General features: G+C 67.7%; 20 protein-coding genes. 14 read left to right on the top strand and 6 right to left on the bottom strand.

Translation table 11 applies throughout. From position 1 onward, the window contains the following. Positions 1 to 31 precede the first annotated feature (31 nt). The 3 genes from ACO2SS_RS02850 to ACO2SS_RS02860 form a co-directional block, all read right to left on the bottom strand. A complete protein-coding gene (locus ACO2SS_RS02850; protein WP_423276037.1) occupies positions 32 to 640 on the bottom strand; it encodes an HdeD family acid-resistance protein in 609 nt (202 codons plus the stop codon). A 232-nt stretch (positions 641 to 872) separates the two neighbouring features. After that, complete coding sequence (locus ACO2SS_RS02855) at positions 873 to 1,163, bottom strand: hypothetical protein (protein WP_423276038.1); 291 nt, start codon at positions 1,161 to 1,163, stop codon at positions 873 to 875. Positions 1,164 to 1,191: 28 nt separating this feature from the next. After that, entirely contained in the window at positions 1,192 to 1,761 is a 570-nt protein-coding gene (locus ACO2SS_RS02860) for a DUF1269 domain-containing protein (protein ID WP_423276039.1), read from the bottom strand. Between the two features lie 652 nt (positions 1,762 to 2,413). Here ACO2SS_RS02860 and ACO2SS_RS02865 point away from each other — a divergent pair. The 4 genes from ACO2SS_RS02865 (at position 2,414) to ACO2SS_RS02880 (ending at position 7,890) form a co-directional block, all read left to right on the top strand. Beyond that, a complete protein-coding gene (locus tag ACO2SS_RS02865) occupies positions 2,414 to 3,694 on the top strand; it encodes an arginine deiminase (protein WP_423276040.1) in 1,281 nt (426 codons plus the stop codon). Between the two features lie 26 nt (positions 3,695 to 3,720). Next, entirely contained in the window at positions 3,721 to 5,235 is a 1,515-nt protein-coding gene (locus ACO2SS_RS02870) for a Na+/H+ antiporter NhaC family protein (protein ID WP_423276041.1), read from the top strand. Further along, complete coding sequence (locus ACO2SS_RS02875) at positions 5,232 to 6,305, top strand: AI-2E family transporter (protein WP_423276042.1); 1,074 nt, start codon at positions 5,232 to 5,234, stop codon at positions 6,303 to 6,305. Before ACO2SS_RS02870 ends, ACO2SS_RS02875 begins: the two co-directional genes overlap by 4 nt. Before the next feature lie 187 nt (positions 6,306 to 6,492). Then, positions 6,493 to 7,890, top strand: a complete 1,398-nt coding sequence (locus ACO2SS_RS02880) for an amidohydrolase family protein (RefSeq protein WP_423276233.1) — start codon at positions 6,493 to 6,495, stop codon at positions 7,888 to 7,890. Positions 7,891 to 7,960: 70 nt separating this feature from the next. Here the strand turns inward: ACO2SS_RS02880 and ACO2SS_RS02885 are convergent, their stop codons facing one another. Genes ACO2SS_RS02885 through ACO2SS_RS02895 form a run of 3 tightly spaced genes read right to left on the bottom strand, consistent with a single transcriptional unit; the run spans position 7,961 to position 11,239 of the window. After that, a complete protein-coding gene (locus tag ACO2SS_RS02885) occupies positions 7,961 to 9,856 on the bottom strand; it encodes a bifunctional sugar phosphate isomerase/epimerase/4-hydroxyphenylpyruvate dioxygenase family protein (RefSeq protein ID WP_423276043.1) in 1,896 nt (631 codons plus the stop codon). A 40-nt stretch (positions 9,857 to 9,896) separates the two neighbouring features. Then, on the bottom strand, positions 9,897 to 10,574 hold the full coding sequence (locus ACO2SS_RS02890; protein ID WP_423276044.1) for a GntR family transcriptional regulator: 678 nt from the start codon (positions 10,572 to 10,574) through the stop codon (positions 9,897 to 9,899). Continuing rightward, positions 10,571 to 11,239 carry a GntR family transcriptional regulator gene (locus ACO2SS_RS02895; protein ID WP_423276045.1) on the bottom strand — a complete coding sequence of 223 codons (669 nt, stop codon included), beginning with the start codon at positions 11,237 to 11,239 and terminating at the stop codon, positions 10,571 to 10,573. Before ACO2SS_RS02895 ends, ACO2SS_RS02890 begins: the two co-directional genes overlap by 4 nt. A 172-nt stretch (positions 11,240 to 11,411) precedes the next feature. On the opposite strand from ACO2SS_RS02895, the gene dctP reads away from it, so the two are divergent. From dctP to ACO2SS_RS02945, 10 genes are all read left to right on the top strand, one after another. Beyond that, positions 11,412 to 12,404, top strand: a complete 993-nt coding sequence (dctP, locus tag ACO2SS_RS02900; RefSeq protein ID WP_423276046.1) for a TRAP transporter substrate-binding protein DctP — start codon at positions 11,412 to 11,414, stop codon at positions 12,402 to 12,404. A 57-nt stretch (positions 12,405 to 12,461) separates the two neighbouring features. Then, positions 12,462 to 12,980 (top strand): TRAP transporter small permease, encoded by a 519-nt coding sequence (locus ACO2SS_RS02905; protein ID WP_423276047.1) that lies wholly within the window; start codon positions 12,462 to 12,464, stop codon positions 12,978 to 12,980. After that, complete coding sequence (locus ACO2SS_RS02910) at positions 12,977 to 14,278, top strand: TRAP transporter large permease (RefSeq protein ID WP_423276048.1); 1,302 nt, start codon at positions 12,977 to 12,979, stop codon at positions 14,276 to 14,278. The genes ACO2SS_RS02905 and ACO2SS_RS02910 overlap by 4 nt, the downstream gene beginning before the upstream one ends. 26 nt (positions 14,279 to 14,304) lie before the next feature. Next, on the top strand, positions 14,305 to 14,754 hold the full coding sequence (locus ACO2SS_RS02915) for a type II 3-dehydroquinate dehydratase (protein ID WP_423276049.1): 450 nt from the start codon (positions 14,305 to 14,307) through the stop codon (positions 14,752 to 14,754). Continuing rightward, positions 14,747 to 15,628, top strand: coding sequence for a shikimate dehydrogenase (locus ACO2SS_RS02920; RefSeq protein ID WP_423276050.1), 882 nt, complete (start codon positions 14,747 to 14,749; stop codon positions 15,626 to 15,628). Before ACO2SS_RS02915 ends, ACO2SS_RS02920 begins: the two co-directional genes overlap by 8 nt. Positions 15,629 to 15,883: 255 nt before the next feature. Then, positions 15,884 to 17,989 carry an acetate--CoA ligase family protein gene (locus ACO2SS_RS02925; protein WP_423276051.1) on the top strand — a complete coding sequence of 702 codons (2,106 nt, stop codon included), beginning with the start codon at positions 15,884 to 15,886 and terminating at the stop codon, positions 17,987 to 17,989. Continuing rightward, entirely contained in the window at positions 17,989 to 18,978 is a 990-nt protein-coding gene (locus tag ACO2SS_RS02930) for an NADPH:quinone oxidoreductase family protein (RefSeq protein WP_423276052.1), read from the top strand. The genes ACO2SS_RS02925 and ACO2SS_RS02930 overlap by 1 nt, the downstream gene beginning before the upstream one ends. 16 nt (positions 18,979 to 18,994) lie before the next feature. Beyond that, positions 18,995 to 20,221, top strand: a complete 1,227-nt coding sequence (locus tag ACO2SS_RS02935; RefSeq protein WP_423276053.1) for an acyl-CoA dehydrogenase family protein — start codon at positions 18,995 to 18,997, stop codon at positions 20,219 to 20,221. Continuing rightward, a complete protein-coding gene (locus ACO2SS_RS02940; RefSeq protein ID WP_423276054.1) occupies positions 20,214 to 21,278 on the top strand; it encodes a phosphotransferase in 1,065 nt (354 codons plus the stop codon). Before ACO2SS_RS02935 ends, ACO2SS_RS02940 begins: the two co-directional genes overlap by 8 nt. Further along, positions 21,268 to 22,149, top strand: coding sequence for a crotonase/enoyl-CoA hydratase family protein (locus tag ACO2SS_RS02945; RefSeq protein ID WP_423276055.1), 882 nt, complete (start codon positions 21,268 to 21,270; stop codon positions 22,147 to 22,149). Before ACO2SS_RS02940 ends, ACO2SS_RS02945 begins: the two co-directional genes overlap by 11 nt. The last annotated feature ends 36 nt before the right edge of the window (positions 22,150 to 22,185 follow it).

Genomic DNA, 22,185 nt, shown 5'->3' on the forward strand with positions numbered 1-22,185 from the left:
CAGGAAGAACCCTCCTCAGAGCGGGCGCGCCTTAAGTCGGCGTGGCTGCTGGGGCCTTCGCGTAGCCGAGCCATGCCGCACCGTGGACGATGAGATCGATCCCGAGCAGCAGCCCGAAGATCCAAAGGCCGGTCTTCGGGAACTCCGCCAAGACGATGACGCCTGCCGCAACTCCGAACGTGCCTGCGCCTAGCATCCCCCAGCCGCCTTGCAGCCGATGCCTCAGCGCAAAGAGGATCCTGACGGCGCCGGAAAGCACGAGCGATAGCCCGAGAGCGTAGGCAAGGAGGAGTTCACCCTGTCGCGCCGAGCGCACGAGGAACTGCGTGAGGTCTATCGCGCTCGAGCCGCCAGTGCCCACCAGCAGGAGACCGACGAGGACGTACAGCAATCCGAGCAGCATCTGCCACCGCATGCCGCCCAGTCGCCGGCTCCAGACCGCGTGGATGATCTCGCTGGCCCCGACGAGGATCGCGATCGCGCCGATGAAGGTCGGGCTGACGAACGAGGCGAGCGCCAGGTCTCCGAGAACGAGCGCGCCCGCGAGAACCATCACAGACCCCAACAGGAGCCGAGTTCGACCGAGAGCCCTTTCCGGCATCTCTGCCCCGCTCGGATAGGCACTATTGCCGCTTCTCATGAGCCTCTCCCTCGCCGTCAGGGCCGCTCCGGATTGAGCGGGCGACCTGCCCGACGCGCCCTCGACAGTGTGGCGCGGCCACGAGGGGCAGCGGTCGATCTCGACCTGGAGGGCGAAGCTAAGGAAGCTGCACCTCGGGACGATCGGGTTGATGACAGAAAGGCTCCCGATCGCGCGACATTTGCGTCCGAGCCGATCCGGCGACGCCTTCCTGGCCTCGGGGACCGTCCTCCTACCAACGACCGCGGCGGCTCACCCACCGGCCAGGAACCCAAACCCAACGCCAGCGCCGATCGGACCAGACCCAGCGACCAGGTATCCAGACAAAGTTCCGGCGAGGCGGCGGGCGACGCTCCGTCCGGGGCCGCGGTGCAGGAGGCCGGCGCCGCCTCGGGCGGCTGGGCCGGTCCGGCCGGTTCGGTCGCTCTCGTTGCGCCTCGGCCTCCGTCGACACAGTCAGGACGAGCGGTAGCACCAGCGGCGCGCCGAGGAGCGCAGAAAGAAGGAAACGGCGCGACAGCACTTTGGCCTCCCGGTGTTCGAGCCAGACGTCAGGCGCGCTGCGCCGCCATCTCGGCGGCGGCCTCCATCCCGTCGCTCGGGCTGGGTGGGTGGGCTCGCGAGAGCGCGGCCTGCAGCTTCGCTTCCTGCTCCGGTGACAGCGAGGAGCGGATCACGTGCCCCTTGTACTCGGACAGCTCAGCGAGGACCTTCTCGGGTTGGGACTTCCGGATCAGCAGGAACAGCGCAGAGGTGTCGGGCTTGAGCGTCTGCCCGATCGACTTGATGAGGTCGTCGTTGATCCCATAGTCGATCATGTTCCCGGACAGGGCCCCCGAGCCCGCCCCAACGGCGCCGCCGATCGCGAGGCCGGCGAGCGGGTTCAGGAAAAGCAGGCCGATGAGGCTGCCCCACAAGGCTCCACGCAGGCCGCCCGTGGTCGCGCCGAGACTCACCAGGTTCACGCTCTGTTTGATCCGAACGGATCCGTCCGAGCTGCGGATGGCGACGACGGCATCCTCGAGATCGATCAGATATTCTTTCTGCAGGCGCGACAGCTCCGTCAGAACACGGTCGGCATCGGTCGGGTTGTCAAACCCAACGATCACCAGTTCAGCCATGCGACGCCCTCCTCCAGCAGCGACGATCGTGGATCGTCGCAACGGGGAGCGTAACCCGGCCCGGCCATGTGACCATCAGGTCAAACCCCGAGCGCGGGAGGAAACTCTGCGGAGGGCTACCCGACGGCAGGCCGTCTTCGGAGGATCTCTCAATTCAAGACAGGCGCCTCGCCTCGCCTTGGTCGCGATCCCCTCCTCCTGGCGATCGCGTTGCCAACATGGTGGGTCCGCGCCAGTCGCCGAGCCCGGACCGACGTTCCCGCCCTCAGCCGTGGAGCTCTATCCAGCCCAGGGCATTCTCCGCCGGAACTCGGGGTTATGCCTGATTGCCCGCCAGCCGGAGGCCGGTACGTTCTGCAACAGCTATTGATGTCTGACTTCCTGAGCTCGGGACCGGGACGCCGCCAAATATTGCCGCGGGGTTCTTCGTGCGTTCACCCGGCCAGGCGCCAAGCGGATCGACATGCCAGTACGAATGACGATGGCTCAGGCCTAGCCTCTTGATACGGCGGCACCGGCGGCGGTGAGCAGGGACGGGCTCGACGGATGAGCGACCTTCTCCGTCGCCGCCATCGCCCGGATCTCGGCATCCACCGACGGGGCCGCCTCCAGCACCGTGTTGACGGAGCTTCACACGACCGGGAGCACGATCATGAGCGCCACAATGACCACATCGGAAGCTCCGGCGAGGTCGCTATCTGCTTTCGGCGTCCACTCCGAGGTCGGCACTCTTCGCAAGGTGATGGTTTGCGCCCCGGGGCGTGCGCACCAGCGCCTGACGCCATCGAACTGCGACGCGCTGCTGTTCGACGACGTCCTATGGGTAGACGTGGCCAAGCGCGACCACTTCGACTTCGTCCAGAAGATGCGGGACCGCGGCATCGATGTCGTGGAGATGCACAACCTCCTCACCCAGACTGTCGCCATCCCGGAGGCGCGGGCGTGGATCCTCGACAACCAAGTCGTGCCGGACCAGGTCGGGCTCGGGCTCGTCGACGAGATCCGGAGCTACCTGGACGACCTGCCGGACCGCGAACTGGCCGAGACACTGATCGGCGGATTGTCGACTGAGGAGTTCCCCGAGGATGTCGGCGGCGAACAGCTCGCCCTGATCAGGGATGCAGCCGGAGTCACCGAGTATCTTCTCCCGCCGCTCCCGAACACGCTCTACACGCGTGACACCACCTGCTGGATCTACGGGGGATGCACGCTGAACCCGCTCTTCTGGCCGGCGCGCCACGAAGAGACCATCCTCACGACCGCGATCTACCGCTTCCACCCGGACTTCGCCGGCAAGGTCAACGTCTGGTGGGGCGATCCTCTGCGCGACCACGGGCTGGCGACCCTCGAGGGCGGAGACGTGATGCCGATCGGCAAGGGTAACGTGCTGATCGGCATGAGCGAGCGCACGTCCCGACAGGCGATCAGCCAGCTCGCCGCCGCCCTGTTCGCGAAGGGCGCGGCGGAACGCGTGATCGTGGCCGCCATGCCGAAGCTGCGGGCCGCAATGCATCTCGACACGGTCTTCACCTTCGCCGACCGCGACTGCGTGCTGATCTATCCCGACATTGTCGACACGATCCACGCCTACTCGTACCGGCCCGCAGACAACGCGAGCGGGGTCGAGCTGCACAGGGACGAAGGCTCGTTCGTCGAGGTCGTGGCGGCCGCCCTCGGCATCAGGCAAATGCGCGTCATCGAGACGGGCGGCACCGCCTACATGCGCGAGCGGACGCAATGGGACAGCGGGGCGAACCTCGTCTGCGCCTCGCCCGGAGTTGTCTTCGCCTATGACCGCAACGCCTACGCGAACACCCTGCTTCGGAAGGCGGGCATCGAGGTCATCACCATCTCGGGCGCCGAGCTCGGCCGCGGGCGCGGCGGGGGGCATTGCATGACCTGCCCCATCATCCGCGACCCGGTGGACTTCTAGGAGCCACCAGGCTCGGGGCGGGGAACATGGGGGACGCACCGAGGCCGCGCCCCATACGCGACCCCTCCTACCTCGACGCCCTCACGCCGCTGGTCGTGCTTGTCGCCCTGATCGGCGGCGCAATCCTGCTGTTCGGCCTCGACGCGACGGATGGCCCTGTCCAGGTGGCCCTGCTCCTCGCGGCCGAAACGGCGGCCCTGGTCGCCCTGAAGAACGGGCATGCCTGGGAGGCGATCGCCGATGCGGGCCGGAGGGGCATTTCGTCAGTCGTGAGCGCGATCTTCATCCTGCTCGCGGTGGGTGCCCTGATCGGCACCTGGAACATGGCGGGGACGATCCCGACGCTCGTGTTATACGGCATCCAGCTCATCAGCCCGGACTGGTTCTACCTGGCCTCGCTGGCGATCTGCGGCGGCATCTCCCTCGGGATAGGCAGTTCCTGGACGACCGCGGGCACGGTCGGTGTCGGGCTCGTCGGCCTGGCGGCGCTCGCCGGGGTCTCGCCCGCGATCACGGCGGGAGCCGTGATCTCCGGAGCCTATCTGGGCGACAAGCTCTCGCCGCTCTCCGAGACCACGGTTCTCGCCGCCCAGCTTACCGGGAACGACATCCGCACCCACCTGCGGGCGCAGCTCTGGACCTCCGTTCCAGCCTTCGCGCTCGCCGCCTTGGCCATGACGATCCTGGGCTGGGCCGATGGTAGCAGCGGGGCCGGCGAAGCCGCGGTCGCGTCCGAGCTGACGGCCCTGGACACGCTGTTCCGCATCACGCCGCTAAACCTCCTGCCGCTGGTCCTGCTCGTGGCCTTATCGGTCCTGAGGGTCCCGTCGTCGCTGGCCATCATGGCAGCCGCTCTGTTCGCCGGCGCGATCGCGCCGATCCTCCAGCCCGAGGCTGTCCTCCGCTTCGTCAACGCACCCGAGCTCGGCACGGCAACGGCCTCCATCAAAGCCGTCTGGCAGGCGACGGCAAACGGGTTTCAGGCCAAGTCCGGCATCCCCGTGGTCGACGACCTTCTGTCTCGCGGCGGCATGGCCAGCATGCTCAAGACCGTGTGGCTGATCCTCGCCGCGATCGCGCTCGGCAGCGTCCTTGCGGAGTTCGGCATGCTTGCCAAGCTGGTGACGCCAGTGATCCGCCGCGTGCGCACCACCGGCCAGCTCGTCGGCGCGGTCGTGGGAACAGCCTTCGGCCTGAACGTCGTGGCAGGCGACCAGTACATCGCGCTGGTGCTGCCCGTCCGGCTGTTCCAGAACGAGTTCGAGAAGCGGGCCATCGCGACCACGACGCTGTCGCGTGCCGTAGCCGATGCCGGAACGGTCACGTCCCCGCTCGTGCCCTGGAATTCGTGCGGCGCCTACATGTCGGCTGTCCTGGGGGTGCCGACCCTTCTGTATCTGCCCTTCTGCGTGTTCAACATCGCGAGCCCGTTCCTGACGCTGGCGCTCGCCGCCGGGGGAGGTCACAGGCCACGCCGGCCAGAGGATCCGTTGGTCCGCGACACGAGAACGAGCTCAGCCGTCGTGCCCGAGGGAACATGAGCAGGCAGCTCGCCTCGAGCGGCTGGACCGGATTGATCGGCGCCGTCATCGTCCTCGCAGCCTTGAAGGCTGCGGACGCCGTGGTTGCGCCAGTCGCGTTCGCCTTGTTCCTGATCGCTCTCCTTTGGCCGCTGCAGCGCCGGTTGGAGGCGCTGATGCCGCGCCTCCTCGCCCTCGCGATCACCATCTCCGTTCTGGTCGTCACGTTCGCCGCTTTCGCCTCCCTGATCGCCTGGGGCTTCGGCCGGGTCGGGCGCTGGGGGCTCGCCAACATGGGACGCTTCCAGTCCCTGTACGACAGGGGCACCGCCTGGCTCGAGGGGCACGGAATTCCCATCGCGAGCCTCTGGGCTGACCACTTCAACGTCGGATGGGTGCTGGGGGTGGTGCAGAAGTTCGGTGCGCACGTGAACACGACCCTCAGCTTCTGGGTCGTCGTGCTCGTCTACGTGAGCCTCGGGCTGCTCGAGATCGAAGGCACCGCGCGGAAGATCAAGAAGCTGCCGGACGAAGCCACCGTCAGGTTCCTCAGCGAGGGGTGCGCTCGTACGGCAGCCAAGATCAGACGATACATGGGAGTCAGGACGCTCATGAGCCTGCTGACCGGCCTGCTCTTCTGGGCTCTGACGTCCCTCTTTGGATTGCCGCTCGCCCGTGAGTGGGGCGTCATCGCCTTCACGCTCAACTACATCCCGTTCATCGGTCCGCTTGTCGCGACGCTGTTTCCGACCTGCCTTGCCGTGTTGGAATTCGAGGAGTGGCAGGCAGTCTTCGTCGTTTTCGCAAGCCTGAACCTGATCCAGGCGGTCGTTGGGAGCTATGTCGAGCCGCGCGTGTCAGGCACCGCGCTCGCGATGTCCCCCTTCCTGGTCCTGTTCTCGATCTTCCTTTGGACGTTCCTGTGGGGCCTCCCGGGAACCTTCATAGGGGTGCCGATCACGGTGGCCGTGCTTGCGTTCTGCGCACAGCACCCGAAGACCCGCTGGCTCGCCATGCTGCTTGGGCCACCCGACGAAGCGGAGGATGCGGTGAAACTCGGTGCGGGGCGAGAGCCTGGCCTGCCGGGCTGACCATCACCTTTGCCCATGGGCGCGCCAGAGGAGAGTGCCTCTCTCGATACTCTTCCGGCTTCCTCTCGGGGTTTCCCCCGATGGCGAGACCTAGGGGGTGAAGCGAACCTTCGGGACGGCCCGCGACAGGATCGAGCCCGACCTGCAGGGGCGTGGCCGGACGATGCAAGTTCTTGGGGCACGCGCCATGTCCGCACGATCAACGGCCGAAGCCGCGAGGCACGCGATATCGGGCTGCCTCGTGCTGGGAGTTGCCCTCTGGATCGGGCATTCCGCGGCAGCTGTGGCGCAGCCCGGGCCGCCTTCCCCGTCCGAAAGGCCCGCAATCCTTTTCGAGAATGTCCGGATCTTCGACGGACGGAATCCGACGCTGTCGACCCCTTCTCACGTCCTGGTGAAGGGGAATGTTATCGAGCGCATCTCCACGACTCCGATTGAGCGCGCGGCAGAAACAGATGTCGTCGTGCTTCCAGGAGCAGGACGGGTGCTGATGCCCGGCCTCATCGACGCGCATTGGCACGCCATGATGGTGCGGCCGACACCCGCGATGCTCCTGTCCAGCGACATCGGCTACTCAACCCTCCTCGCCGGGGTGGAGGCGACGGCCACGCTGATGCGAGGCTTCACCACTGTGCGTGACCTGGGCGGGCCCTCATTCAGCCTGAAGCGGGCCATCGACCAGGGTCTGCTGCCCGGACCCCGCATCTACCCGTCCGGGGCCGTGATCACGATCACCAGTGGGCATGGCGACTTTCGCCAGCTCTCGGACTTACCGCGAACAATCGGGGGGATGCTTGCCCGCGTCGAACAGCTCGGCGGAAGCATGATCGCCGACAGCCCGGATGAGGTGCGCATGCGGGTGCGGGAGCAACTCATGCAGGGTGCCTCGCAGATCAAGCTCACGGCAGGTGGCGGCGTCGCTTCCCCGTTCAGTCCGCTCGACGTCTCCACCTTCACGGCCGAGGAGCTTCGCGCCGCTGTGGAGGCCGCCGAGAACTGGGCAACCTATGTCTGCACTCACGCCTATACGCCGGCCGCGATCCAACGCTCTATCGCGGCCGGGGTGAGATGCATCGAGCACGGCCACCTGATGGACGAACCGACCGCACGTCTGATGGCGGAGAGAGGTATCTGGCTGAGCACGCAGCCGTTCCTCGACATGAGCCCCGCCCAGGGCCTCGGGCCGGCCGAGCAGGCCAAGCTCCGGCAGGTCGTCGAAGGCACGCACAACGTCTATGCCCTGGCAAGGAAGCACCGGATCAAGACGGCGTTCGGCACCGACGTCCTGTTCTCGAAGGAGCTGGCGCAACGGCAGGGCTCGATGCTTGCAGCGCTGGCCAACTGGTACACGCCCGCAGAAGCGCTGATCATGGCGACGTCGACGAATGCAGAGCTCCTGAACCTGTCGGGGCCGCGCAATCCCTATCCCGGCAAGCTCGGCGTCATCGAGGCGGGAGCCCTCGCCGACCTGCTGCTGGTCGACGGCAATCCTCTCGAAAACCTTCTTCTCGTTGCGGATCCGGACAGGAACTTTCTCGTCATCATGAAGGACGGCGGGATTTACAAGAACCCGCTGCCGCCGTGAGCCGCCGGGCGCACCCGACAGCGCGGAGCGAAGTGCACCAGCCGCGCCGAACGCTCCCCCTGCTCGGATCTCATCCCACTCTCGGCATCCCGGGCGGGAGAAGCCTCGACTGCGCGGCGAGGCGGACGGGTGCGTTGACGGCGCCGAACCCTCGGTACCCGCCCCGCCGCTCGACGATCTCGAAGAAGAAGCCGCCATCGAGAACCGGCTGCGTGTAGGCGTGAAAGAACTCGGCTGTGCCCTCGCGATCGTAGAGGATGTTGCCCGCCCGCATTCTGTCGATGGTCTCGGCCGGGAGATCGGCCCTGACTTCGAGATCGTCGTAGTAGTTCTCCGGGATGGGCAGCAACGCGACGCCGTTTTGCCGAAGCTGCTCGACGGTGCCGAAGATGTCGGCGCTGCCGAAGGCGACGTGCTGCACGCCGCCGCCGAACCCGTCCGAGACGAAGCGTGAGGCCAGTGTCTGGTGGCTCTGCGAGGCATTGAGCACGATCCGGAGCGAGCCGTCTTCCGTTTCCACAACCTGGCTCTGGACGATGCCTCCCGGATCGACCACGTCCTGGACGGGGCTCTTCGCCGCCTGAAAGAGCGAGCTGTAGAACAGGAGCCAGCTCAGCATCTCCTCGTAGAGCATCGCCTGGGAGAGGTGATCCACGGCGACGAGCCCCGCCGCTGCGGGAGGATCCGCATCCTGCGTGGGCTCGAAATCGACATCCCACAGCCGATCGAGCCCGCTCTTCTGGTCCACGAAGTAGAGCAGGCTTCCGGCGACGCCGCGCACCGCCGGGATGTCGAGTTCGCCGGGCCCGACCGGCTGACGGAAGGGCTGGTCGAGGAGCGCAGTCGCGCGATCCGCGCAGGCCGCGGCGTCCTCAACCTTGAGGGCGATCGCGCAGACCGACGGCCCATGCGTCACCAGGAACGAGTGCGCGAAGCCCTCCTTCTCCCTGTTCAGGACAAGGTTGATTCCGCCCTGGCTCCAGCGTTCGACCGCCTTGGAGCGGTGCTTCGCGGCGCGGGTGAAGCCGAGTCCCCGAAGCAGCGACTCAAGCTTCGCACCCCCGACCTCGTCGACCGCGAACTCTACGAACTCGACGCCCTCACAGATCGCGCGCTCCGGGAGGGGGGCGACACCGGGCACCAGAGAACCGAGCCGGCGACCGAGTTCGTCCAGCATGAACAGGAGCGAGCGACGGCCATCGACGGCCACGCCGCGGGCCGAACCAGCGCGGAAGCGGTCGCTGAAGATCTCGAGCGAGAGCAGGCCGTCGAAGCCGGTCGCCGCGAGCGCATCCATGAACGGCTCGATCGGCAGGTCGCCCTGGCCCGGAAAGGAGCGGTAGTGCCGGCTCCAGGACAGGTAGTCCATCTCCAGCTTCGGGGCGTCCGCCATCTGGACCAGGAAGATCTTGTCTTTCGAGATCGCCCTGATGGGGCGCAGATCGGTCCCGCGCACGAGGACGTGGAAACTGTCCAAGACGAAGCCGACGGCCGGATGGTCGGCCCGGCGGACGATCTCCCAGGCGTCGCGGTAGTCGCTGACGTGCCGGCCCCAGGCAAGCGCCTCGTAGGCGACCCGCATGCCCCGACCCGCCGCACGCTCTCCGAGCTCGTGAAAGTCCGCGGCGGCCCGGTCGATCCCGCGGAGGCTGTAGGGCGAGACGTTCGAGCACACCATCAGGAAGTCGCAGCCGAGCTCCGCCATGGTGTCGAACTTCCGTTCGGCCCGCGCGAAGACCTTGGCCCGCTGCGGCTCCGGCATTCCCTCGAAGTCGCGAAAGGGCTGGTAGACGGCGATCTCGAGGCCGAGATCCTCCGCCAGGCGCCGCACGTCTGCCGGCGCTCCGTTGAAGTAGAGCAGATCGTTCTCGAAGATCTCGACGGCCGGGAAGCCGGCCGCCGCGATGGCTTCCAGCTTCTCCCTGAGCGTTCCGCTCAGGCACACCGTCGCGATCGCGGTCCTCATGCCGTTCCTCCCGTTTCCGGCTCCCTGATCCGACGTCAGGTCAGCTGATCGTTCCGGTGGCCAGCGCGTGCTCGAGGCCGCCCGCCACGTGGCGGGTCAGGACCTCGCAGGCGCGTGCCGCATCCCGCCGAAGCGCGCAGTCCAGGAGCTCGGAGTGCTCGCCCGAAGCGATGCCGCCGCGATAACTCAGCGCGATCATCTGGTAGCGCAGGTATTTGTCGAAGACTGCGGCGTGGTTCGCGATCAGCATGCGGGAGCCGCAGGCCGAGATCAGCGCCTGGTGGAACTGCCAATCGTACTGCTTCCAGAGCTCGGTCTCGGAGCGGTCTCCCTCCGCCATGCGCTGCTCCATCCGGGCGAGACGGTGGTGGGCCGCAACGACTTCGCCCTCCCATTCGACGTCCCCTGCCCTGAACGACTGCTCCAGCGCCCGGCACTCGAGGAGCTGCCGAAGCGCCGCGATCTCCTTCAGGTTGACGGCCGAGACCGGCGCGACCGCAAAGCCCTTCTGGCCTTCCGCCAGGACGAGGCGTTCGGATTGCAGCCGGTTCAGGATCTCGCGCAGCGTGCTGACGCCGACCCCGTAATCCTCCTTCAGCCGCTCCAGGCGGAGGCGCTGGCCCGGCGCAAGCCGGCCGAAGATGATGTCGGCCCGCACGCGCCGGTACGCGCCCTCGCCGACCGTGGCGGGCGGCGGGCGGTCGAGAACCTCGCTCATGCGAGCGCTCCCGAGGCGAGCGTGTGGGCGACGCAGCCATCCACATGGGCGCGCAGGATCTCGCAGGCGGTGTCCGCGTCGCGCGTAAGCGCGCAGCGCAGCAGCTCGCCATGCTCGCGCGCCGCGATCTCGCCGCGGAACACGACCGCGGCCATCTGGTAGCGCAGGTACTGGTCGAACACGCCCGCATAGAGATCGAGGAGCGTTTGCGACCCGGAGGCCTCGATCAACGCGTGGTGGAACTCGCGGTCGTAGCGCTTCAACAGGTCGGTGCCGTCCTGGTCGCCAGCTGCGACGCGCCGCTCGAGCGCCGCCAGCTTGTGGTGGGCCGCCACGACGCGGCCCTCCCATTCGAGGTCGCCGGCCGAGAACGACAGCGGGATCGCGTGCGTCTCCAGGAGGAGCCGCATCGCGGCAACGTCCTCGAACCCTGCCGCCGAGATGGGCATCACCTGGAAGCCGCGCTGCTCCTCCGCGAGGACGAGGCCTTCCGACGAAAGCCGGTTCAGAATCTCGCGCAGCGTGCTGACGCTCGCGCCATAGAGCTCGGCCAACCGTTCTAGGCGCAACTTCGAGCCCGGCTTCAGGCGCGCCAGCACGATGTCGGAGCGGATCCGGTCATAGGCCTGGTCGGCGATCGAGTTCGCCACAAGCTCGATGCTCACCGGGATCTCGCGTTGTGAGACGACGACATGCCTCAGCATCTCACGCGTTGCCATCGGAGGAAACGCGAAATCTCATACGAAAGCCGATTTACCCATTGATCTCCCGTGCGCCAGACGGAATGATGCCGGGCAGCAGACGCCGCAAATGGCGCAGCAGGGACGGGAGGAAGGAATGCCGGTCAGGTTCAATCGCCGCGCCGCGATGGTGGCGGGACTCGCCGCTTTCGGCTGGCTGGGGGCCGGGCCGGCCCTCGCACAGGCCCCGACAAACCTCCGCTTCTCGGCCGTCTTCTCGGAGCAGGACATCCGCGCCGAGATGATGAAGCGCTTCGGCGAGGATGCGAAGGCGATCGGCTTCAACCTGCAGCCCTATTACGGCGGCACGCTCTTCAAGCAGGGCACCGAGCTCGTCGCGATGCAGCGTGGCAACCTCGACATGGGCAACATCGCGCCCCAGGACATCTCGAACCAGATCCCGGCATGGTCGATCGTGACCTCGGCCTACCTGTTCCGCGACGCCGACCACCTGAAGAAGGTGATGGCGAGCGATGTCGGCGCGCAGCTCAAGAAGATGGCGTCGGACCAGCTCGGGATCCACGTCCTCGGGCCAACCTATTTCGGCGCGCGCCATGTCGGCCTGAAGCCGAAGAAGAAGATCAGCACCCCGGCCGACCTCGCCGGCATCAAGCTGCGCATGCCCGGCGGCGACGCCTGGCAGTTCCTCGGCCAGTCGCTCGGCGCCAACCCTACCCCGATGGCCTACCCGGAGGTCTATACGGGCCTGCAGAGCGGGGCGATCGACGGCCAGGACAACCCGTTGCCGAACGTCCAGAACATGAAGTTCTACGAGGTCAGCTCGCAGATTGTCCTCACCTCGCACCTCGTCGGCTTCGACCTGCTCGCGGTATCCAACAAGGTCTGGAACGCGATGCCGGCCGACAAGAAGGCGGCCTTCCAGGCGGCGGCCGACAAAGCCATCGCGTGGAGCACGGCCGAGCACCTCAAGAAGGAGGGCGAGCTCGCCGAGTTCTTCAAGAAGCAGGGCCTTGAGGTCTACACGCCTGACCTGAACGCCTTCCGGGACTTCGCGCAGAAGAAGTACCTGGCCTCCGACCTCGCCAAGAACTGGCCGGCCGGCATGCTCGACAAGATCAACGGCATGTGAGGACGGCGCCGGACGACCCGCCCCTTGCGGTTTCGCGGACAGCCAGAGGTCTCCCCCATGCTGACGACGGCAAGACGGCTTGGGCCCTGGCTGGCCCGGCGCGCCGAGAACGTGCTTGCGGCGATGCTCGCGGCGATGTTCGCCGTCTTCATCCTGCAGATCGTCTTCCGCTATGTCGCCAACCTGCCGATCGGCTGGACGCACGAGATCAGCGTCGCGCTCTGGCTGTGGATGGTGCTGTTCGGCGCCGCCTTCGTCGTGAGCGAGCGCGAGGAGATCCGGTTCGACATCATCTACGGCGCCGTCGGCCCCGGACCGCGCCGGATCATGTGCCTCATCACGGCGGTCGCGCTCGTGACGCTGTACACGATCTCGCTCCCGGCCGTGGTGGACTACGTCCGGTTCATGCGGGTCGAGCGCACGGCCTACCTGAAGATCCCGTTCGACTGGCTCTTCTTGATCTATGTCGTCTTCGCGGTCGCGGCGATCGTCCGGTACCTCTGGCTCGGCTGGCGAGCCCTGCGGGGCGAGGCGCCCGAAGCCTTCGATCCGACCAAGGCGAGCTCCGGCGTATGAACCTCGCCAGCCCCTTCTCGCTGGCGATCGTGGCGATCACGGCCCTGGCCTTCCTAGGCCTGCCGATTGGCCACGCGATGATCGCGGGGTCGATCCTGTACCTGTTCCTCGCAGGCCAGGACATGGGCACGGCCGCCGAGCAGCTGCTCAACGGCATGTACACGAACTACGTCATCCTATCGGTGCCGCTGTTCATCCTGGCCGCCGAGTTCATGAACATCGGCAGCATGACCGACAGGCTGATGACGTTCTGCAACGCGCTGGTCGGCCGCTTCCGGGGTGGCCTGGCGCATGTGAACATCCTGCAGAGCATCATCTTCGCCGGCATGTCGGGCTCGGCCATCGCCGACGCCGCCGGCACCGGCCGCATGATGCAGGCCATGATGACCCGGGGCGGCCGCTATACGCCAAGCTATGCGGCGGCCGTGACGGCCGTGTCCTCCGTCATCGGGCCGATCATTCCGCCCTCCATTCCGATGGTCCTTTACGCGCTGGTCTCGGATGCCTCGATAGGCTTCCTGTTTCTGGGCGGGGTGGTGCCGGGCCTCCTGATGGCCCTCAGCCAGATGATTATCGTGGCGATCACGGCCCGCCGGAAGAACTTCCCGGTCGAGGCGCCGGTCCCAATCCGCAAGCTGCCCCGCATCACTTGGGACGCGCTCCCCTCGCTGATGATGCCGGTCGTGCTGCTCGGCGGCATCTATGGCGGCGTGATGACGCCGACCGAGGCCGCCGCGGTCGCGGCCGCCTACGCATTGCTGATCTCGGCCGGCCTCTACCGCAGCGTATCCTGGGCCGACTTCTACCGCTCCCTCGCGGTGAGCGCGCGCACGACGGCCTCGATCGGCATGCTGATCGCCGGGGCACTCGTGTTCAACTACGTGGTTACGGTCGAGAACATCCCGGAGACGGTTAAAGGCCTCCTGGCAGGATGGCAGCTGACGCCCTTCGCCTTCCTGATCCTGGTGAACCTCGTCCTTCTTCTCCTCGGCTGCGTCCTGGAGGGAACGGCGATCCTCCTGATCATCGTGCCGGTCTTCATCCCCACGGCACAGGCGCTCGGTATCGACCTCGTCCATTTTGGGGTCGTGGTCGTTGTCAACATCATGATCGGCCTGATCACGCCGCCCTACGGCCTGCTGCTCTTCATCATGGCCAGCATCTCGGGCGAGCCCCTGCGCGACATCGTGCGCGACTGCATGCCGTTCCTGGCCGCCATGCTGGTCGCGCTCGCGATCATCACCTTCGTGCCCGAAACCGTGCTCTGGCTGCCCCGCCTCTTCGGCTACAAGGGCTGACGGAGCGGTCGTCCGGAGTTCCTCGCATGACACGCCCGATCTGGGTCCTGAACGGCCCGAACCTGAACCGCCTCGGCAAGCGCGAGCCACAGATCTACGGCGCGACAACGCTAGCCGAAGTGGAGGCGATGTGCCGCGAGGCGGCCGAAGGCACGCCGGTCGAATTCCGGCAGTCGAACCGGGAATACGAGATCATCGACTGGGTTCACGAGGCGATCGAGACGGAGGCCGCCGGGATCGTCATCAACCCCGCCGCCTTCACGTTCACGTCCATGGCCATCATGGACGCGCTCAAGATGTTCCCGGGGCCGATCATCGAGCTGCACATCAGCAACATCCACAAGCGCGAGCCGATCTATCATCGCTCCTACATGTCTCCCGTGGTCACGGCCGTGATCGCCGGCCTGGGCGCACGTGGCTACGCTTTCGCGATAAGGGCGATGCGCGACCTCGCAGCCGAGGCTGCCCGTGCCTGAGGCGGCCGCGCTCGAGGGCGCCCTGCCCTCGGACTGGCCCGCAATCCTCGTCGGTCTGATCGGTTCGGGCATCCAGGGCTCGCGCACGCCGCCGATGCACGAGCGCGAGGGTGCCGAACAGCGCCTGCGCTGCATCTACAGACTCATCGACCTCGACGTGCTCGGCCTCGATGCCGGCGCGCTGCCAGACCTGCTCGGCTGGACCGAGCGGCTCGGCTTCGCCGGTCTGAACATCACCCACCCCTACAAGCAGGCCGTCATCCCGCACCTCGACGAACTCTCGCCGGACGCGAGCGCGCTCGATGCCGTGAACACCGTCGTGTTCCGGAACGGCAGGCGCATCGGGCACAACACCGATTGGTGGGGCTTTGCGGAAAGCTTCAGGCGCGAACTCGGCGATGCGCGTCGTAAGCGCGTGGCGCTGTTCGGGGCTGGGGGAGCCGGCGCTGCGGTGGCGCATGCTCTGCTGACGCTCGGCACGGCCGAACTCGTCGTGGTCGATCCCGGCGAGGGTCGCGCCAGTTCGCTCGCCGCCTCACTCTGCCGCCGCTTCGGCAAGGGCCGGGCAAGAGGTCTGACGAACACCTCCGAGGTTCCACCGATCGACGGAATCGTCAACGCCACGCCGCTCGGCATGACGGCCTACCCGGGCATGGCAGTCCCGCCCGCGCTGCTCCTGCCGCAGCGCTGGGTCGCAGATATCGTCTATCTCCCGCTCGAGACCGAGTTCCTGCGCGAGGCGCGCCAGCGCGGCTGCCGCACGATGTCCGGTGCCGGCATGGCGGTATTCCAGGCGGCCGAGGCGTTCAGCTTGTTCACGGGTCGCCGAGCGGATTCGGACCGAATGTTCCGCCACTTCCGACAGCTGGACTGAGGCTGGCGCCAGCCGCTCCCAGACGCCATCGGTTTCCTAGGCAGCGCGCTGATCCCGTACCACGGCTGTTGGGTGGGTTGCCCCGCTCTTTGAGCGTGGCCCAATTCCAGCTGCCTTTACAAGTGGGCTCCCTTTGATAATCATTATGAACACTAATTTCATCAGATGAAATAGAACGTGACGATATCTCTGCCTCCTCAGGGACTGCTGCCAGCCGGGTTCGAGGTACGCCGCGCTCCCTACGAGCCCGAGGAGATGAGGCGGCTCATCGCTCCGGAGAGCGTAGCCGTCGTGGGCGTGTCCGAGCGGTCAAACGGGTTCGGCAGCCGCACCGTCGCAAACATGAAGGCCTTTGAGGGGCGCCTCTACCAGGTCAACGGGAAGTATACGGAACTCGGCGGGCAGCCCTGCTATCCAAGCATCGCCGCCCTTCCCGAGGTGCCGGACTGCGTGGTGATCGCGACCCCGCGCGAGGTGGTTGAGCCCATCGCGCGCGACTGCGCCGCCGCAGGAGTCGGGGCGATCCTGGTTCTTGCCGCCGGCTTCGCCGAAACCGGCAAGCCGGAGCATGTGGCGCTTCAGGAGCGTCTGGTCGCGATATCGCGGGGAGCGAACATGCGCTTGGTCGGGCCGAACACGATCGGCCTCGTCAATTATGCGATCGGCGCCGGCCTGACATTCTCCGCGATGCCCGACCGGCGCCCGCTCAGGACGCACGCGATCGGGATCGTCACCCAGTCTGGCTCGCTCGGCTTCTCGCTGTCCCAGGCGGTCGAACGCGGAGTTTCGGTCAGCCACGTCCTGACCGCCGGCAATTCCTGCGACGTCGATGTCGCGGACCACGTCGCCTATCTCGCGCGGGATCCGGATTGCCACGCGATCGCCTGCCTGTTCGAGGGAATGGCCGATCCGAACCGGATGCTGCAGGCCGCCGCCCTCTGCTGGGAGGCTGACAAGCCGCTCGTGATGTACAAGATCGCGACCGGGCAGGAGGGCGCGCGGGCCGCGATGTCCCATACCGGCTCGCTCGCAGGCTCCGAGCAGGCCTACGCGGCCGGCTTCGCGCGGGCCGGCGTGGTGCAGGTCGACAAGCTGGAGGCTCTGGTCGAGACGGCGAGCTTCCTGGCCAAGGCCGGCCGGCCTAAGGCGACCGGCGCCGTCGTCATCGCGACCTCCGGCGGAGCCACCATCATCGCGGCCGACAAGGCGGAGTTGCACGGCGTCGCGCTGCCGCAGCCCGGGCCCGAAGCGGCGGCCGTGCTGGCCCGCGAGGTGCCTGAATACGGCTCGACGCGGAACCCCTGCGATGTCACCGCCCAGGTCATCTCCTCCGCCGACACCCTCGCTGCCTGCGCCGGCGCACTCCTTTCGGACCCGGCCTATGGCGTGATGGTGACCTCCCACGCCTATGCCTATGAATCGGCCACCAGCAGGCTCCCGGTCTTCAGCCGGGCTGCGGCCGAAACCGGCAAGATCGTGTGCAATGTCTGGGCGCCGGAATGGCTCGGCGGGCCGGGCTCGGTAGAGACTGAGAGCGATCCGCATCTTGCGCTCTTCCACTCGATGGACCGCTGCTTCGCGACCATCGCGGCCTGGCACCGGCGCGACGCGCTCCGGCGCGCCGACTCCAGTGGCGAGCATCGCTTCGCCGACGCGAGCGCAGGCACCGCCATGCGGAGCCTGCTCGCCTCCGCTCCGGCCGCGGCACTGACAGAGCGCGAGGCGAAAGCCGTGATGGCGCTCTACGGCATCCCGGTTGTCGAGGACCGGCTGGTTCAGAATGCCGCCGAGGCGCGCGCGGCCGCGGAGGCCGTCGGATTCCCGGTCGTGCTGAAGGGGGAAAGCCCGGACATCCTGCACAAGACCGAAGCGGGGCTCGTGAAGCTGAACCTGCGCAGCGCCGACGAGGTCGGGAAAGCGTTCGGCGAGATCATGGCCGCCGTCGACCGCATCGCGCCGAGCCCGGATTTCCGTGGCGTGGTCGTGCAGCCGATGATCCCAAAGGGCGTCGAAGTGATGGTCGGGGCCCGGCACGATCCGCAGTTCGGCCCGCTCGTCCTGGTCGGCCTCGGAGGCGTGCTGGTCGAAGTGCTGCGCGACACGGCGCTGTCGCTCGCACCCGTGGGGCCATCCGAGGCGGAGGCGATGCTGCGGAGCCTCAAGGGCGCGGCGCTGCTCGATGGCTTCCGGGGCGCCCCGGCGGTCGACATTCCGCGTCTGGCCGAGATCGTGTGCCGCTTCTCCGAACTCGCAGCGGATGCGGGCCACGCCATTGCCGAAATGGAGATCAACCCGCTCATCTGTGCCGGCGATAGGATCATCGCGGCGGATGCGCTGATCGTGCAGGGCGAGGCGCGCTGATGCGCTCGTGGGTCGTCGAGGAACTTACAGAGGCCGGCCACATGGCTTGGGCCGAGCTGCCGGATCCCGTGCCGGACGCCGACGGCTATGTGGTCCGGGTGGAAGCGGCCGGCGTCAACTTCGCCGACACCCTGATGATGCGGGGCCGCTACCAGCGGAAGCCCGACCTGCCGTTCGTGCCCGGGATAGAGGTCGCGGGGACGGTCGTCGCGGCGGGCAGCGGCGCTACCCTGCCGACCGGAACCCGGATCTGCGCCAGCGTCCCGACGGGCGGTTTCGCAGAGCTCGCGGCCGTGGCCGGCGCGGCCGCGATCCCGATTCCGGACGATGTGCCGGCCGACGTCGCGCTCGTTCTCCTCGGCGTGAACTACCCGACATCGTGGTACGCGTTGCACAACCGGGCGCAGATCCGCGCCGGCGAGACCGTGCTTGTTCATGCGGGAGCGGGCGGCGTCGGCAGCGCTGCGGTGCAGATTGCGGTTGCCGAAGGCTGCCGCGTGATCGCGACGGCGGGCTCCGAGGACAAGCTCCGGATCTGCCGGGAGCTCGGGGCGGAGACGGCGATCAGCTACGCGGACGAGGGCTGGGTCGATGCGGTTCGGGCCGCCACGGATGGCGCCGGCGCCGACGTCATCTACGACCCTGTCGGCGGCCGGATCGGCATCGACAGCCTGCGCTGCCTCGCATGGCAGGGCCGCCTCCTCGTGATCGGCTTCGCGGCCGGCCCGATCCCCGAACTCCCGTCGAACCGGCTCCTTCTGAAGGAAGGCGCGGCGCTCGGCGTGTTCTGGGGCGAGGCGAAGAAGCGGAATCCGGCCCTCGCCACCGAGGTGCGCGACGCGCTCCTCGACCGCTACCGCGCCGGGCGTCTCGACCCGCTGATCGGCGGCCGCTTCCCCCTTTCGGAGGCACGAACGGCCGTGGCCGAGCTCGCGGCTCGCCGGACGGTCGGAAAGATACTGCTCACGCCCGACCCCGTCGGGCATTGAACCTCAAGGACACGCGATGGATTTCCGCCCTTCCCCGAAGGTAACAGCCCTGCAGGAGCGCCTGCAGGCCTTCATGGACGAGCACATCTACCCGAACGAGAAGACCTACAAGGCGGAGCAGGCGGCGCTGACGGATCGCTGGCAGCCCGTCCCAGTCGTCGAGCGCCTGAAGCCGCTGGCGAAGAGGGCCGGCCTCTGGAACCTGTTCCTCCCGGCGAGTTCGTCGGGTGCCGGACTGACGAACCTTGAATACGCCCCGCTGGCCGAGATGATGGGCCGCGTCCAATGGTCGTCGGAGGTGTTCAACTGCTCTGCGCCGGACACCGGCAACATGGAGACGCTCGAGCGCTACGGGACGGAGGCGCAGAAACAGCAATGGCTGCGGCCGCTGCTCGACGGCGAGATCCGATCCTGCTTCGCCATGACCGAGCCCGACGTCGCCTCGTCCGACGCGACGAACATCGCCTGCACGATCATGCGTGACGGCGACGAATACGTCATCAACGGCCGCAAGTGGTGGTCATCGGGATCGGGCGACCCGCGGTGCAAGCTCCTGATCGTGATGGGGAAGACGAACCCGGATGGCGAGGACAAGTACCGCCAGCAGTCGATGATCCTGGTCCCGACGGATACGAAGGGCGTCACGATCACGCGCATGCTGCCCGTCTTCGGCTTCGACGACGCGCCACACGGGCATGGCGAGATCGTGTTCGACAACGTGCGCGTTCCGGCGGAAAACATCCTCCTGGGCGAGGGCCGCGGCTTCGAGATCGCGCAGGGCCGGCTCGGCCCGGGCCGCATCCACCACTGCATGCGGGCGGTCGGCCTCGCCGAACGGGCGCTCGAGATGATGTGCCGGCGCCTGAACGAGCGCACCGCCTTCCGCAAGCCGCTCGCACAGCAGGGCGTGATGATCGAGCGCGTTGCGCAAAGCCGTATCGAGATCGACCAGGTGCGGCTCCTCGTGCTCCACGCGGCCTGGAAGATGGACGAGGTCGGCAACAAGGCCGCCCGTGCCGAGATCGCGGCCATAAAGGTCGCCGCCGCCAACATGGCCTGCCAGGTGGTCGACCGGGCGATCCAGGCCTTCGGCGGCGCCGGCGTCACGACCGATTACGGCCTAGGCTACATGTACAAATACGCCCGCACGCTCCGCATCGTCGACGGCCCCGACGAGGTGCATCGGCACCAGATCGGGCGCCTCGAGCTCGGCAAATATGCCCCGGCGGCGGCCCATGGCTGACGCGGCTGCGATGCAGGAAGATGGCCCGGCCCTGGTCCCGGTGCTGCCGAACCACCGCTTCGACGAGGAGGCGCTCGTCCGCTACCTCGCCGGCAAGCTGCCGGGCTTCTCCGAGGGTTGCACGGTGCGGCAGTTCCAGGGCGGGCAGTCAAACCCGACTTTCCACCTCGCGACGCCCGCCGGGAACTACGTCCTGCGCAAGAAGCCGGGCGGCAAGCTGCTTCCATCGGCGCATGCAGTCGACCGGGAATACCGCATCATGAAGGCGCTCGCGGCGACGGGCGTGCCCGTGCCCCGCGTGCGGCTTCTCTGCGAGGAGCCGGAGATCATCGGCACGATCTTCTACGTGATGGATCACTGCCCGGGCCGCATCTACGCCGACCGGTCGATGCCGGGCGTCGATCCCGCGCATCGCCGCGCTGCCATCGAGGACATGGCGCGCGTGCTCGGGCGGCTCCACCGCGTGCAGCCGGACGAGGTCGGTCTCGGCGATTTCGGCAAGCCCGGCAACTATGTCGGCCGCCAGATCGACCGCTGGACCAAGCAGTACCGCGGCGCGAACCTCGACCCGGAACCCGCCATGGAACGGCTGATCCCGTGGCTGGCAGCGCGTGTGCCCGGGATCGCCGACGAGACCACCATCGCCCACGGCGATTTCCGGCTCGGCAACCTCATCCTCAATCCGACCGAGCCGCGCGTCGTCGCGGTGCTCGACTGGGAGCTCGCGACGCTCGGCCATCCGCTGGCCGACCTCGCCTATTGCCTCCTGCCCTGGCGGACCTCGCCGGAGCTGCAGGGGATCGTCGGCCTCGACGTGCCCGGGATGCCGAGCGAGGGGGAGGTCGTGGCCTGGTACAGCGAGGCGGCAGGCCGGCCCGTGCCGGCCGACCTCGACGTGTTCGTCGTGTTCTCGCTTTTCCGCTGGGCCGCCATTGTCGCCGGCGTCTACCGCCGCGCCCTCGACGGCAACGCGTCGGACGCGAACGCGGTCGCCGTCGCCGGCGACAAGTTCCGTCGCCTTGCGCGAGGCGCCTGGGAGATTGCCGATGGTCTCTGACGAGGTTCTGACCGCGGTCGAGGACGGCGTGCTCACCATCACGCTGAACCGTCCGGACAAGCTGAACGCCTTCACGCCCACCATGCGGGACGGGATGATCGCCGCGTTCGACCGCGCCGATGCCGACGACGCTGTCCACGTCGTGATCGTCACGGGCGCCGGCCGGGGCTTCTGCGCGGGAGCGGACATCTCCGCCGGTGCGGGCCGCTTCGACGTAAAGAGCCGGCTCGGCGCGGATGCCGCCGGCGAGGTTGATTACGGGCGCGAGGAGATTCGCGACTCGGGCGGGCGCCTCGCGCTCCGCATCTTCGCCAGCCTGAAGCCGGTCATCGGGGCCGTGAACGGCGCGGCGGTCGGCGTCGGCGCGACCATGCTCCTCCCGATGGACATCCGGCTCGCGTCGACCACGGCGAAGTTCGGCTTTCCCTTCGTGCGCCGGGGCATCGTCCCGGAGGCCTGCTCGAGCTGGTTCCTGCCCCGGGCCGTCGGGATGCAGCGGGCCATGGAATGGGTGGCGAGCGGGCGGGTGTTCCCGGCCGAGGAGGCGCTGGAGGCGGGTCTCGTCCGCAGCGTCCATGCGCCGGACGACCTGCTTCCCGCAGCGCGCGCCCTCGCCGCCACGATCGTGCAGGGATCGGCGCCTGTCTCGGTCGCGCTCGCCCGCCAGATGATGTGGCGGATGATGGGCGCCGCCCACCCCATGGAGGCTCACCGCGTCGAGAGCAGGCTGCTCTTCGACCTGAGCGGCAGCCCCGACCTCAAGGAGGGCGTGACGTCCTTCCTGGAGAAGCGCGCACCGGACTTCCCGGGGCGCGTCTCCGCCGACATGCCGCCGAGCTATCCCTGGTGGAAGGAGCCAGGGTTCCGCTAAGCCAGGCACGACGAAAACACGTGACGGGAAGGAAAC

Origin of the sequence: Enterovirga sp. CN4-39 (assembly GCF_049446235.1) — a bacterium.
Lineage (GTDB): Bacteria > Pseudomonadota > Alphaproteobacteria > Rhizobiales > Beijerinckiaceae > Enterovirga.